This window comes from Providencia sp. 2024EL-00732, from assembly GCF_044006275.1.
GTDB lineage: Bacteria > Pseudomonadota > Gammaproteobacteria > Enterobacterales > Enterobacteriaceae > Providencia > Providencia huashanensis.
Map to the genome: position 1 here is coordinate 80,950 of NZ_JBIPDG010000005.1, position 13,945 is coordinate 94,894.

The window sequence follows — 13,945 nt, forward strand, 5'->3', positions numbered from 1 at the left end:
AGGAATGGTTATGTCACATACATATACAACGTTTTCACAGAAGAAAAATGACCAAATGCTGGAACCGATGTTTTTCGGCCAGCCGGTTAACGTGGCACGCTATGATCAGCAAAAATACCCTATTTTTGAAAAACTGATTGAAAAACAACTGTCATTTTTCTGGCGACCAGAAGAAGTTGACGTGTCGCGCGACCGCATTGACTATAATGCATTGCCAGAACACGAAAAGCATATTTTCATCAGTAATCTGAAATACCAAACGCTGCTTGACTCTATTCAGGGTCGCAGCCCAAATGTGGCTCTGTTGCCATTAATTTCAATTCCTGAGTTAGAGACTTGGGTAGAAACGTGGGCATTTTCTGAAACTATTCACTCACGTTCTTATACGCATATTATTCGTAATATCGTAAATGACCCTGCCATCATTTTTGATGATATTGTTGAAAATGAAGAAATTTTAAAGCGTGCAAAAGACATTTCTGGTTTTTATGATGACCTAATCGAAATGACTAACTACTACCATATGTTTGGTGAAGGCACTCATAATTGTAATGGCAAGCAAGTCACCGTTTCTCTACGCCAACTTAAAAAGCAACTTTACCTGTGCTTAATGAGTGTCAATGCCCTAGAAGCCATCCGTTTTTATGTTAGTTTTGCTTGTTCATTTGCTTTTGCTGAGCGTGAACTGATGGAAGGGAATGCAAAAATCATCAAGCTAATTGCGCGTGATGAAGCGTTGCACCTAACCGGTACTCAACACATGCTTAACCTATTGCGTTCAGGTCAAGATGACCCTGAAATGGCAGAAATTGCAGCGGAATGTGAACAAGAATGCTACGACTTGTTCGTACAAGCAGCGGAACAAGAAAAAGAGTGGGCTGATTACCTATTTAGTGAAGGTTCAATGATTGGTTTAAATAAAGATATTTTATGCCAATACGTTGAATACATTACTAATATCCGTATGCAAGCGGTAGGTTTGAAATTACCTTTCGAAGGGCGCTCCAACCCGATACCATGGATTAACGCATGGTTAGTTTCAGATAACGTACAGGTCGCACCTCAAGAAGTTGAAGTTAGTTCTTACCTAGTTGGTCAAATTGACTCTCAAGTCGATACCGACGACCTGAGCGACTTCGAACTGTAATTATGGCTAGCCATAAAATCACCCTGCGATTAACGCAGGGTGTTCAAGTCCCCTTCCATACTGAAATCCATTCGTGTTTATTGGAAGCTCTCGAAGATAGTCGTGTTCCTGTCGAATATCAATGCCGTGAAGGCTACTGTGGTTCATGTCGTGTGATGTTATTACGTGGAAAAGTCGGCTATAAGCGTAAACCTTTGGCATTTGTTCAAGAAGGTGAAATATTACCTTGTTGTTGCCACCCGCTTTCTGACATTGAAATTGGTTGATAGTTTAATATCGTTAGCGATTGCATGGTAATTGACTTTCCATGCAATCGCTTTTCATCTTATGAGATTGCTATCGGTTTATAGGTAACCATATAAAGCGGCAAATACCCAGCCAAATACGCAAGAGACGCCCACCCCAATTAACCCCGGCAAGATAAAACTGTGGTTGATAACAAATTTACCGATACGTGTTGTTCCTGAGCGGTCAAATTGAATCGCTGCAAGGTCACTAGGATAAGTTGGTAAAATATAATAACCATAACAAGCTGGTGCAGAAGCAATAATATAAGCAGGGTCAACACCAATTCCTAATGCGATAGGCACAACCGCTGCCAATGCCGCTGCTTGTGAATTAACGAATTTAGACACCAATAGTAAAATAACCGCATATGCCCATGGGAAATCCTTAACTAAAGAACCAAGTGTTCCTTTGATCTCATCCATGTGTGCACCAAACATGGTTTCAGCCATCCATGCGATACCATATACCGCAACAATAGCAATCATCCCTGAGCGGAAAACTTCATTCTTCGATATTTGCCCTGGATTAGTTTTACAGATGATAATAATTAGCGCTCCTGCCAATAACATAAACATCTGGATCACTAATACCATAGAAAGTGGTTTACCATTCACTAGTGGTCTTAATTCAGAAAAAGCGCCTAATAATGCAACGACTGCAATAGATGCTAGGAAAATCCACATCGCTACCCAATTAATTTTAGGCAGTTTTTTATCCAGTAATGTCACACTGTCACCATATACATAATCATGGTTTTCAGGGACAGAAATAAACTCTTGGAATACGGGGTCTTTATCAAGATCTTTCCCCCTAAACCAACTAAAGATACCAATAGCTAAAATACCTAATAATGTTGATGGGATAGTAATGGCCAATAAATCTAGAAATTCAAGAGATTGCCCGTTTATCGTCACCCCATTTAACATTGCAACGAGTGAAACAACAGCCACTGATACAGGGCTAGCTATAATCCCCATTTGTGCACCAATACTACTTGCAGCCATTGGTCTTTCTGGTCGAATATTGTTTTTAATCGCTGCATCATAAATGATAGGTAAAATAGTATAAACAACATGCCCTGTACCACACAAAATGGTTAAAATGCATGTCACAAATGGTGCCACAATAGAGATGTATTTAGGGTTTTTCCGTAGTAATCGTTCTGCAATTTGCAGCATGACATCTAAACCGCCTGATGCTTGTAACGTTGCTGATGCGGCAACAACAGCAATGATAACAAGCATAACATCAACAGGCGGTTTTCCTGGCGGTAAGCCAAACCCAAAAACTAAAATTACGAGACCAACACCACCCAAAAGCCCTAACGCCATCCCACCTTTTTTTGCTCCGTAAAACAAGCAAACAAGGATAATGGCAAGTTGTATCATGAAGTCCATAGTTTCATCCTTTATAGATATGTCTCCCTATATTATCCGGATGATTTATATTCATTAATTTGATTTATGATAATTTCAAAATCAATTTAATTTTATTTTTTATGCTTTTGTTATAGCCCCATCACACAATTCACCTTAAGTAACTGCCATACTGCCCAGTTAATTAGTCTATATAGAAAAATCAATTAATTACCCTCTATTTTTTAACATATGCCTCCTCTTTGAATTTACGTTTATCTCTCATTATTTTTTCATTTAATTAACCTGTATTTATTTAGCCATTCTTTTAGTCTCAACTAAATTTAAGGTGTAAATATATATATACACCACCTGTAATTTACATTTGACAGCGCACGTGCAATCGCATAATCTGCTGCACTTATTAATAAATTAATTTCAATTAGAGGAACTTGTGAAGAATCGTACGCTTGGCAGTGTGTTAATCGTTGCAGGAACAACAATAGGGGCTGGGATGCTGGCAATGCCACTTGCTGCTGCAGGTGTCGGTTTCACAGGCATCGTCTGTTTGCTTGTTGGTTTGTGGATGTTAATGAGCTATACCTCATTGCTATTAGTTGAAGTATATCAACATAACCCAGCCAACATGGGATTAGGGTCTGTTGCTAAGAAATATCTAGGTCCCACAGGGCAAATAGTAACAGGCCTCAGTATGCTGTTATTAATGTACGCCTTAACGACTGCATATATTGGCGGTGCCGGTGTTCTAATTTCAGACAGTTTTTCTTCATGGTGGGGTATTAACATTTCGACGGATACTGCCATTATTGCGTTCACAATTATCGGTGGTGCGATTGTCTGCATAGGCACCCACTCTGTAGACTTTATTAATCGAATTTTATTCACTGCAAAAACTGTTTTTTTAGTGATTATGTTAGTCGTGATGATGCCCCATGCCGAAGCTATTAACTTAAGCACAATGCCAGTTGAAAAAGGCCTACTTCTTGCTGCCGTGCCCGTTATATTCACTTCATTTGGGTTCCATGGAAGCGTGCCTAGCTTGGTGAACTATATGAATGGTGATGTGCGTAAATTACGTATGATTTTTATTACGGGTAGTGCTATCCCACTAGTCGCCTATATTCTGTGGCAAATCGCAACGCTTGGGTCAATTCCCTCTCATACGTTTATCGGGATCCTTGCGCAACAATCTGGCCTAAACGGGCTACTGACTGCAATCCGTGATGTTGTGGCTACACCCCGTGTAAATATCGCTGTTAGTTTATTTATGGATTTAGCCTTAGCGACTTCCTTTTTAGGTGTTGCCCTTGGCCTATTTGATTATCTTGCCGACCTATTTAAGCGCAGTAACCACCTATTTGGTCGCATTCAAACAGGTTTATTAACCTTCATACCGCCGCTGTTAGCTGCCTTATTTTTTAGCAGTTTCGTGCAGGCCTTAACTTATGCTGCTGTTGCACTGTCTGTTCTTGCACTGATTATCCCTGCGCTCTTAACCTTACGGGTGCGTAAAGTTGAAACGCAAGGTGAATACCAAGTTAAGGGTGGCACACCAATATTAGGTTTAGTGCTACTTTGCGGTATCGCTGTCATCGCTATCCAATTTGCTATTGTTGCTGGTTTTTTACCAAACGTTGGGTAAGCTCTCGATAAAGTAAAAGACTTCAATATCATGCCATTTGAAGTCTTTTACTCAGGATTGAGTTTTATTGTTATTACCTTTATCCATTAACCCAATCATTCATCACTCCTATATTTTACTCTACGTTAATACACCTCTTAAAATTCACCTCCAAAATATCACTCCTTATCAGTAAATAATACCGAGCAGACAACTTTGTCTGCTTATTCTATTGTGGTGTAGTGACGTTACTGCTTGTTATCATTGGCTGCCAATAAGGATAATTGGATGCAGAAAAAACGGATATCTACTGCACATGATGCCGCTTTTAAAGGCTTTATGACGAAAATTGAGAATGCCCGAGACTTTTTTGATATTCACCTCCCTAATCATATTAAGTCATTATGTGATTTTAATACGCTAGCCCTAACTAACTCTTCATTTATTGATAAACAACTGCGCTCACGTTTATCCGATGTTTTATATTCAGTGCAAACAACCCACGGAAAAGGTTACCTTTATCTTTTAGTCGAACACCAGTCAACCCCAGATAAACTTATGGCTTGGCGTTTAATGCATTATGCGTTTTTAGCGATGAACCAACATCTGCAACAAGGTAATAAGACGCCCCCTCTTGTAGTGCCAGTTCTTTTTTATCACGGTGGGCGGTCTCCATACCCCTATACGCAATTATGGACGGATTGTTTTACACTCCCAGATATCGCTAATGGGCTATACACACAGCCATTCCCATTGGTAGATGTCACGGTAATAGAGGATAGTCAATTGGTTAATCATCGGAAAGTCGCTGTCATGGAGCTGGCGATGAAACATAAGTATTTACGGGATGAATTTCAGCAAGTTCTGCCGCTCTTGGCACAGGCACTTAATCAACACTATAATAGCGATAATGATATCGTGACTATCTTGAATTATTTGTTCATTGCGTTGGACTCCACTAATTTCGAACATATTGTGCAGGCATTGGGGGAGCAAACCGAAAAACATAAGGAAACTATAATGAATATTGCACAGCGGTTACAGGATAAAGGCCGCCAAGAAGGTCTACTTGAAGGCATTGAGCGAGGGCGAGAAGAGGCAACAATTGTTTTGGCGAGTAATTTACTTAAACAAGGGGTTAGCCTAGAAATTATTATGGAAAGCACGGGGTTAAGCCGTGAAGTACTGGTTTCATTACAGTAACCCTCTAACAGCTATTAGTATGTGCAATGTGAGCAACATCGTAATAAATAAGCTTAGTTATTATTTTGTTTCAAGCGGCTTTTAAATAAAGAATATTTATGATAATAAAAAATAAGGTGGAATTATCAGTTCCCAATCTAAGGGGCTAATCCCGGATTAGGAACTGATTAAAATACGAGAAAAGTTTTAAAATGAAAGCCCTGCTCCCACATACCAACCATCTGCAACTTTATCACTGTTGTTGCCATGGCTACCTTTCATTTCAATTAACCGATACCCAGCATCAATAGATAACGGCTTGAATACCGTGTAACGTGCGCCCGCTTTAGCTTCTACGTACGATTTGCTGCCTGATGTCAGTTGCTCAGGAGCACCATAAGCTTCACCATAAATATTTAATGAAGGCAAAGCTTGCCAATTTACCCCACCACCAACAGCTAATGCAGCACCATTACTATTGTTATCAGGCGATAAATATAACCCTTTACCACCAACATGAGCAGAAAAAGGCCCAATTGGCAAACCAAATGTAGCGCCGAGGCTCCCCATTTGACCATCATGGTCACTGCGCGCCCAAGAACCATTAAACGCTAAACCGGCATTTGGGTTACCCAACCCAGCGGACAATTCCGTAAAATGTTTACCTGCTTGAGCACTAACTGAAACTGCTTGTGCAGTACCAACAAAAAATGGCGACATGGCCGCTGCTAATAACAATACTTTGCGCATTATCTTATCCTCTTCAAATTATTACATGCGGATACTACGCGAATTTTACGTAATCCTCAGTCTTTATTACTCAGATTTACTCAAGCTATACATAAAACACGACAAATTCTCAAATAATTTTATCAAATCAAAGGTATATCATTCAATAACAGTAATATAAATACCACTATTGCCATGTTAATCACAGTAATTGGTCATATTAATTAGATTATTAATACCATGGTAATTATACTGGTTTATAGGTTCATTGTAGTAATGATTTTATTTTTTTACAAAAGATTAACTTATTAGTTAGGTTTGTGTAGTCATTTAATCCAGAATTAGGAGTATTTTGATGAAAAAGAAAGGGCTTACTACCGCTTCTGGCGCTCCCGTCGCCAATAATAATAATGTCATGACCGCGGGTAAACGCGGCCCTATGTTATTACAGGATGTTTGGTTTTTAGAAAAACTGGCTCATTTTGACCGTGAAGTGATCCCAGAAAGACGCATGCATGCAAAAGGTTCAGGCTCATTCGGTACCTTTACGGTGACACATGATATTACCCGTTACACAAGGGCAAAAATTTTCTCGCAAATTGGAAAAAAAACCGAAATGTTTGCCCGTTTTTCTACCGTTGCAGGTGAGCGTGGTGCCGCAGATGCAGAACGTGATATCCGAGGTTTTGCACTGAAATTTTATACAGAAGAAGGTAACTGGGATATGGTTGGTAACAATACTCCAGTTTTTTACTTCCGTGACCCTTTGAAATTCCCTGATTTAAACCACGTGGTTAAGCGCGACCCACGCTCTAATTTACGTACTATGGAACATAAGTGGGCATTTTTCTCTCAGTTACCTGAATCTTTGCACCAATTGACCATTGATGCGAGTGATCGAGGCATCCCTCAAAGTTACCGTCATATGCACGGTTTTGGTAGCCATACTTATAGCTTTATCAATAGTGATAACGAGCGATTTTGGGTCAAATTCCATTTCCGCTGCCAACAAGGCATCCAAAACCTCTCTGATGAGCAAGCAGAACAATTAGTCGGTAAAGATAGAGAAAGCTCACAACGTGATTTATTTGAATCTATTGAAAAAGGTGACTTTCCTCGCTGGAACTTACAGGTTCAAATCATGCCTGAGAAAGAAGCATCGCAAGTTCCTTATAACCCATTTGACCTAACTAAAGTTTGGCCACATAAGGATTACCCATTAATTGATGTTGGCTATTTTGAACTTAACCGTAACCCAGATAATTATTTTTCTGATGTCGAACAAGCAGCATTCAGCCCAGCAAATATCGTCCCGGGTATTGGTTTCTCACCAGATAGAATGTTACAAGGGCGTTTATTCTCTTATGGCGATGCGCACCGTTACCGCCTTGGCGTCAACCACCACCAAATCCCTGTAAACGCACCTCGCTGCCCATTCCACAATTACCATCGTGATGGAGCTATGCGTGTGGATGGCAATAGTGGCAATAATGTCACTTATGAGCCAAATGAAGCAGGCTTATTCCAAGAACAACCGGATTTCAGTGAGCCGCCATTATCTATCGAAGGTGCTGCTGACCATTGGGATCATCGTGAAGACCAAGACTATTTCAGCCAGCCTCGCGCCTTGTATGAACTACTGGATGATGCAGAACATCAAAGAATGTTTAAACGTATTGCGGGGGAACTGATTGACGCAACAGAAGAAACCCAAATACGCCAAATTGGGTTATTTAAACAAGTTCACCCTGAGTATGGTGCAGGCGTGGAAAAAGCATTAAACGCTCTGAAAAAATAATTCGCTTGAGTGGCAGGAGAATCCCTGCCACTTTTTAATGACTAAACACTGCCTTTGTATATAGCCAGTGTTTTACTTGTTGGCGAGAAACTTTGATCCCGCCAGCTTTCAGCTCAGGAGCTAAATAATAAAACGCTGTAGGATATTGATAGGAGGCGAGTTTATCTTTCAACCAATCTGCCAGTTTATTTAAATCCGTTGTTTCATTAATTTCAATGACTGCGACTGGCCGTTGACCAAATTGTTCATCATCAACAGGAATAATAAAACTTTGGCTGACATCAGGGTGAGAGTTTATGACGGATTCGATATCTTCTGGTTGAATATTTTCACCGCCACTGATAAATAAATTGTCTAATCGACCGAGTATCTGGTACTCACCTTCAGTAAAAGCGCCTTTATCATTGGTTTTAAACCAGCCGTCAATACAGTTTAACGGCTTGACCTCACCATCAAACCAATACCCTATTGCTTGGCTATCTGCCTTGATTTGGATTTCATCATTAATAATACGTACTTGCTTACCTTTTAATGGTAAGCCGACACCTTTTTTACCATTTGCACGTTTAGCACAAACAGTGGATGCCATTTCAGTCATCCCATAACCACTCCAGCAAGCAATTCCGCGGCTTTCTGCTAAATCTGTGAGTGTCGTAGGTATCATCGCCCCCCCCAACAAAACTTCTTTTAACACAAGCTGACTGGCAGTTTCTTCGTTTAACAAACGCCATAATTGTGTTGGAACTAGGGATGCGTGCGTAACATCCTGCAAGGCTTCTGCCAATGGTGAGGTTTTCAACGCTAAACTGCCCCCTTGGAGTAGCCAGCGCCAAATAATACCTTGTCCTGAAACATGAAATAGCGGCAAAGAAAGCAACCAATAATCCGCTTGTTGATAACTCATCACACTGACAACCCCTTTTGCACTACATAAGTGGGCAAATACACTGTGAACGACGGCTTTTGGTAAGCCGGTTGAGCCGGAAGTTAATATGAGTGTTGCGGGTTGTTCTAATGCGGTCAAAAAATCAACTGTCTGAAAAGCATTATCATCAATAAAATGATAATACTGCTGATAATCTAAGTTTCGATACTCAGCTAAGACACTTGATTCACCAGTAAAATCAATAGCAGCACTCACATCAAGGTGTGGCAATAGTTCCCCTAATAACCTTTCTGGTAGACGCGGGTTAAGAGGCAACACCCTTGCACCACAAGCAATAAGAGCTAACTGGCTTAGCAACAATTCGACAGAGTTTTTACCTCGTAAGACAACACATTGCCCTTGATTGACCCCTTGCATTGAAAAGTAATTGGCAAGGTCGGTGACCTGTTGGCTTAAGGCTTTCCAAGTAATACGCTCAGAATCCGTCAATAATGCGATTGAATCGGGGTAAAGATTGGCCCAATGTTGCCAAGGCCAGTCATTAAAATGGATTAACTCTGCCATACGACCGTTAATTCATCGAGTTGCTGAACAGCTATTTCGCACTGGGGCCAAGGACGGATCAATTGCGATTGGATCAATGAAACGGTGTCCAAACCAGGAATAGTGTTTGGTGTTAACCACTGTGCAACACGCGCTAATTGTGTTAAACCAAAACTGCTTTCAATGGATGAGCTAATCACAGCTTGTAAGCCTAAACGATGCGCATCCTCAACTAAAGAGCGGCAATAATTAAGGCTACCCGTCAATGTTGGTTTAATCACAATTGCCGCAACCCCTTCCTGCGCTTCGACTTTAAAGCCGTCTTCACGCACGCTTTCATCCCAAGCAATGTTAATCCCCGTATCCATTGCAAATTTCAACGATTCTTCACGGGTTTTACAGGGCTCTTCCAAGAATGCAATACGGCTTCGATAGTCAGGATTAACATACTTCGCAAAACCGTCAGCTTTCGCACGAGTCCAGCTCCGATTAGCATCTAAACGCAATTTAAGCTCGGGTACTGCCTCTAATAATAGGTTAACGACCATCCCATCACGTACCGCTTCATATAACCCAACCTTGACCTTAGCCACCTTTTCACCATCCATCGCATCAAGGCTTAGAATTAAATCATCGGGGTCACCACTGCATAAAGGAGCTTTGCGATAATCCGCTGACTCAGGCAATTCACCAGTCAATTCTGCAAGTGCACAACTGCAACCAAATGCAACAGAAGGCAATAGACTTTCAGAAATTTTGCCGTGTTTTATCCATTCATTCAATCGAACAATAGTTTCGGCGGTTGCTTGTTCTAATGTTTCTGAACTGAACTCTGGTAGAGGGGAAATCTCCCCCCAACCTTCGTTATCGCCCTCTTTTAAGCAGACTAATAACCCATCACGAGTTTTTAAACGCTGATAACGAAGGATGACGCCTGCCTCCATTGGCAGGCTGAACGAATAGAGTGTGGCTTTACGCATTATGGATTACGCTTATATTTAGAAAAGTCTGGCGCGCGTTTTTCGTTAAAAGCATTGCGCCCTTCCTGACCTTCATCTGTCATATAAAATAGCATTGTTGCATTACCCGCCAGTTCTTGCAGGCCAGCTTGACCATCACAATCTGCATTCAAGGCAGCTTTCAAACAACGTAATGCCATCGGGCTATTTTCTAGCATTTCACGACACCAGCGTACCGTTTCTTTTTCTAAATCGGCATAAGGAACTACAGTATTGACTAGCCCCATCTCCAATGCTTCCTGTGCATTGTATTGGCGGCATAGGAACCAAATTTCACGTGCTTTTTTCTGCCCAACAATACGTGCCATATACGATGCGCCCCAGCCACCGTCAAATGAACCAACTTTAGGGCCCGTTTGACCAAATATGGCGTTATCAGCCGCAATAGTTAAGTCACACATCATATGTAAAACATGACCGCCGCCGATAGAGAAACCGGCGACCATCGCCACAACTGGTTTTGGGCAGGTACGTATTTGGCGTTGGAAATCTAAGACATTTAAATGGTGTGTGCCACTTTCATCGCGATACCCACCGTAGTCACCACGAATTTTTTGGTCGCCCCCTGCACAGAAAGCTTTTTCACCCTCACCAGTTAAAATAATAGTGCCTATTTGGTCATCATAACGTGCATCAGATAATGCCTGGATCATCTCTTTCACAGTTTGTGGGCGGAAAGCATTACGCACTTCAGGGCGGTTAATCGTAATTTTTGCAATCCCTTCAGGAGATTTATGATATCGAATATCTTCAAACCCTGTAGAACAATCTTGCCATTCAATTGGCGCGTATAATTTTTCTTCGCTTGGATAAATCATTATCAGATTCCTTTAACCACATTGTGATAAAAAATGGTGAAGTGCAGCCGCATAACCTATTGGGTTTTCCCGATGAGCATTATGCCCTGCATTTTCAATCAGCGTTAACGGCAAAGCGTATTGTTGCGAAACGCTTCGAAATTTTTGATCTCTATCGCCACAGAAATAGCGATAAGGGCAATCCAGTTGGTGCAATTTGTCAGCCAAAAAAGGTTGCTTTGCTAATGATGTATTTTCTAACATATCAGCAATTCCTTGTGGGCTATTTTGTTGGCGTAATAAAACTAACTGTTGGCGTTGCAGTGGTGATAAGTCAGCAAACACGTTTTGTTGATACCAGCTATCCAGAACTTGCTTCATCGGTTCGCAGCGAAAACGCTGTGCCCATGCAGCATCATTTGCTCTGCGCTCTACCCGTTCTTGCTCACTGTTCAAACCAACATTCCCCCCTTCTATCACTAAGCCTAATAACCCCTTTGGCTGATGATAACAGGCAAAATGCATTGCAAGGCGGGCACCTAATGAATAACCAACTAGGTAATATTCATGGATTTGATAATACTGTAATACAGCACTAAGTTGTTGGTCAAAATGCAAAAAACCATGATTAGTTTCCGATTTCGACGCGCCGTGACCCGGCAAATTGACCGCTAATGATGGGTAGTTATTGAATTGCTCAATCACTGGAAGCCAATCATTTGCGCTGCCCAGTAGCCCATGTAACCACACTAACCAAGGGCCTGAAGCATTCGTGTGATAATATTGAGCTGACAGCATTATAACTCCGAGATATCGCTGACTAATTGTTTTAAAGTACGAGCACCCTCATCGCTATCAACCACCAGTTCCACAAGTAATGTACCGTGCTGATTGTGCCAAAATTGCTGGATAGTCTCTTTCAACGAATGCCAATCCGTTGAGGCGCAGTACTGTAAACCAAACATTTTTGCGGCAGGTTCAAAACTCACGTTTTGCGGCATACAATAATAGTTTGTTCTTGCCTCTTCCGGTGTGGGCAACATAGAAAAAATTTGCCCACCATTATTGTTCACAATAATCAGAACAGTTGGTGCTGAAGGTGAACGTAATAATGCTAAGCTGTTTAAATCATATAATGCAGAAAGGTCCCCAACAATCCCGAGCGTTGGCCTTGCCGTTGCTCGCTGCACTCCCGCCATTGTTGAAATCAGCCCATCAATGCCACTTGCGCCACGATTACTATACACAGGGTAGTTCATCGGTAATTGAGCTAGAGCATCGACTAAGCGTACGATTAAGCTATTGCCAACAAATAACTGCCCGCGAGATGGCAATAATTCGGGCAACTGATGCGCTATGGCGGCCTCTGAAAATTGCTCGCTTAACTGTTGATGCACGTAGTGTTGTGCTTTCTGCGCTAAGGTAACAAGCTCCTCACACCATAAGCTGCGGGGTTGTGCGGGGTGGTTTTCTAACCAACCTTTAATTGAGCATGTTAATTTGCGACCAGTATGATTTGCAGGGTCTAAGCGCTGTGGAATTGTATCGATTACCCAGTATTCTTGTGGTTCACAACTCGCTTGCCACTGCAATAACCGTTTTCCTGTCAGGCTTGAGCCAAACTGCACGACTAATTCTGCTTGCTTTAAAATACGAATAGCATCGGGGTGTTGAAGCCATAAATCTGCGCAAGGGTAAGGTTGCCCTGTTTGTGATAATACATCACCTAATACTGGCCACCCCAATTGTTCAGCCCATTTAGTGACCTTTTCACCCTCATTTGCATTCATTCTCCCGACAATAACAACCCCTTTTTTCTGTCGCCAAAAATACCAATCAGCTACGAGCGCAACAGAATTAGTTAAGGGTTCACTTAGCCATGGATGATTTGAGTTCCACCAGTCACCCAATGTCTGCTGCCATTCATAATCGCCTTCACTTTCACCGTAAAGCGGCTCAGCAAATGGGCAATTAATATGAAAAGCGCCATGATGGAGTTGATTCATACCGTTATCCACCGCTGACACCAGCCATTTGGCTGAAATATCGCGCGTTGGGCGCGGTAACATTAATGACTGAGCGGGATGTGAAGCAAAAATATGGGCTTGGCGAATAGCTTGGTTAGCACCACAATCAATTAATTCTGGAGGCCTATCTGCGGTCAGGAAGATAACTTTCTCCCCCGTTAAGCCCGCTTCAATTAATGAAGGATAAAGGTTAGCGACAGCAGTGCCTGAAGTGACAATAACACCAACGGGTTCATTGCTCGCTTTCGCTAAACCTAGGGCCAAATGCCCTAAACCACGCTCATCAAAATGCGTATGGCAGTGTAATTTTGCATTATTAATTGCCGCAAGAGTCAAAGGCGTAGAGCGTGAGCCTGGCGCAATACAAATATGTTTCATACCGTGACGAGCAAGCGCTTCAATAATCACTTCAGCCCAACGGATATTAAAAGCAGAATTAGACATAATATGCTCAGCAAATTATTAATTATCAATCAGTTTAAACTGACTAAGAAAAATTTCTTGATCTCAGGACAATTTTTGATGAACTAAT

12 protein-coding genes are annotated in these 13,945 nt (G+C 41.6%); 5 read left to right on the top strand and 7 right to left on the bottom strand.

Features of this window, described 5'->3' with window-relative positions:
* Positions 1–10: 10 nt before the first annotated feature.
* Together nrdB and yfaE are read left to right on the top strand one after the other, a co-directional pair.
* Positions 11–1,147, top strand: coding sequence for a class Ia ribonucleoside-diphosphate reductase subunit beta (nrdB, locus tag ACHB7C_RS10430; protein WP_042844414.1), 1,137 nt, complete (start codon positions 11–13; stop codon positions 1,145–1,147).
* Positions 1,148–1,149: 2 nt separating this feature from the next.
* Positions 1,150–1,413 (top strand): class I ribonucleotide reductase maintenance protein YfaE, encoded by a 264-nt coding sequence (gene yfaE, locus ACHB7C_RS10435; protein WP_042844415.1) that lies wholly within the window; start codon positions 1,150–1,152, stop codon positions 1,411–1,413.
* Between the two features lie 78 nt (positions 1,414–1,491).
* Here yfaE and ACHB7C_RS10440 read toward each other — a convergent pair whose 3' ends face one another.
* Positions 1,492–2,832: an anaerobic C4-dicarboxylate transporter gene (locus ACHB7C_RS10440; RefSeq protein WP_048607497.1), complete on the bottom strand. Its 1,341-nt coding sequence runs from the start codon at positions 2,830–2,832 to the stop codon at positions 1,492–1,494.
* A gap of 412 nt (positions 2,833–3,244) precedes the next feature.
* Here ACHB7C_RS10440 and tyrP point away from each other — a divergent pair, with 412 nt between their 5' ends.
* Both tyrP and ACHB7C_RS10450 read left to right on the top strand, forming a co-directional pair.
* Positions 3,245–4,453, top strand: coding sequence for a tyrosine transporter TyrP (tyrP, locus tag ACHB7C_RS10445; RefSeq protein WP_042844418.1), 1,209 nt, complete (start codon positions 3,245–3,247; stop codon positions 4,451–4,453).
* A 267-nt stretch (positions 4,454–4,720) separates the two neighbouring features.
* Positions 4,721–5,635 (top strand): Rpn family recombination-promoting nuclease/putative transposase, encoded by a 915-nt coding sequence (locus ACHB7C_RS10450; protein ID WP_131680531.1) that lies wholly within the window; start codon positions 4,721–4,723, stop codon positions 5,633–5,635.
* A 186-nt stretch (positions 5,636–5,821) separates the two neighbouring features.
* Here the strand turns inward: ACHB7C_RS10450 and ACHB7C_RS10455 are convergent, their stop codons facing one another.
* On the bottom strand, positions 5,822–6,364 hold the full coding sequence (locus tag ACHB7C_RS10455; RefSeq protein ID WP_042844420.1) for a YfaZ family outer membrane protein: 543 nt from the start codon (positions 6,362–6,364) through the stop codon (positions 5,822–5,824).
* 334 nt (positions 6,365–6,698) lie between these two features.
* Here ACHB7C_RS10455 and ACHB7C_RS10460 point away from each other — a divergent pair, with 334 nt between their 5' ends.
* Positions 6,699–8,141, top strand: coding sequence for a catalase (locus ACHB7C_RS10460; RefSeq protein WP_042844421.1), 1,443 nt, complete (start codon positions 6,699–6,701; stop codon positions 8,139–8,141).
* 34 nt (positions 8,142–8,175) lie between these two features.
* Here the strand turns inward: ACHB7C_RS10460 and menE are convergent, their stop codons facing one another.
* The 5 genes from menE to menD are packed head-to-tail and all read right to left on the bottom strand — an operon-like array spanning position 8,176 to position 13,857.
* The gene (menE, locus tag ACHB7C_RS10465) at positions 8,176–9,591 is read right to left on the bottom strand and encodes an o-succinylbenzoate--CoA ligase (RefSeq protein ID WP_395347267.1); all 1,416 of its coding nucleotides are present in this window, start codon (positions 9,589–9,591) and stop codon (positions 8,176–8,178) included.
* Positions 9,579–10,550: an o-succinylbenzoate synthase gene (gene menC, locus ACHB7C_RS10470; protein WP_042844424.1), complete on the bottom strand. Its 972-nt coding sequence runs from the start codon at positions 10,548–10,550 to the stop codon at positions 9,579–9,581. Before menC ends, menE begins: the two co-directional genes overlap by 13 nt.
* Positions 10,550–11,407, bottom strand: coding sequence for a 1,4-dihydroxy-2-naphthoyl-CoA synthase (menB, locus tag ACHB7C_RS10475; protein ID WP_042844425.1), 858 nt, complete (start codon positions 11,405–11,407; stop codon positions 10,550–10,552). Before menB ends, menC begins: the two co-directional genes overlap by 1 nt.
* 12 nt (positions 11,408–11,419) lie before the next feature.
* Positions 11,420–12,184 carry a 2-succinyl-6-hydroxy-2,4-cyclohexadiene-1-carboxylate synthase gene (gene menH / locus ACHB7C_RS10480; RefSeq protein ID WP_166685182.1) on the bottom strand — a complete coding sequence of 255 codons (765 nt, stop codon included), beginning with the start codon at positions 12,182–12,184 and terminating at the stop codon, positions 11,420–11,422.
* Positions 12,184–13,857, bottom strand: a complete 1,674-nt coding sequence (gene menD, locus ACHB7C_RS10485) for a 2-succinyl-5-enolpyruvyl-6-hydroxy-3-cyclohexene-1-carboxylic-acid synthase (protein ID WP_166685183.1) — start codon at positions 13,855–13,857, stop codon at positions 12,184–12,186. Before menD ends, menH begins: the two co-directional genes overlap by 1 nt.
* Between the last annotated feature and the right edge of the window lie 88 nt (positions 13,858–13,945).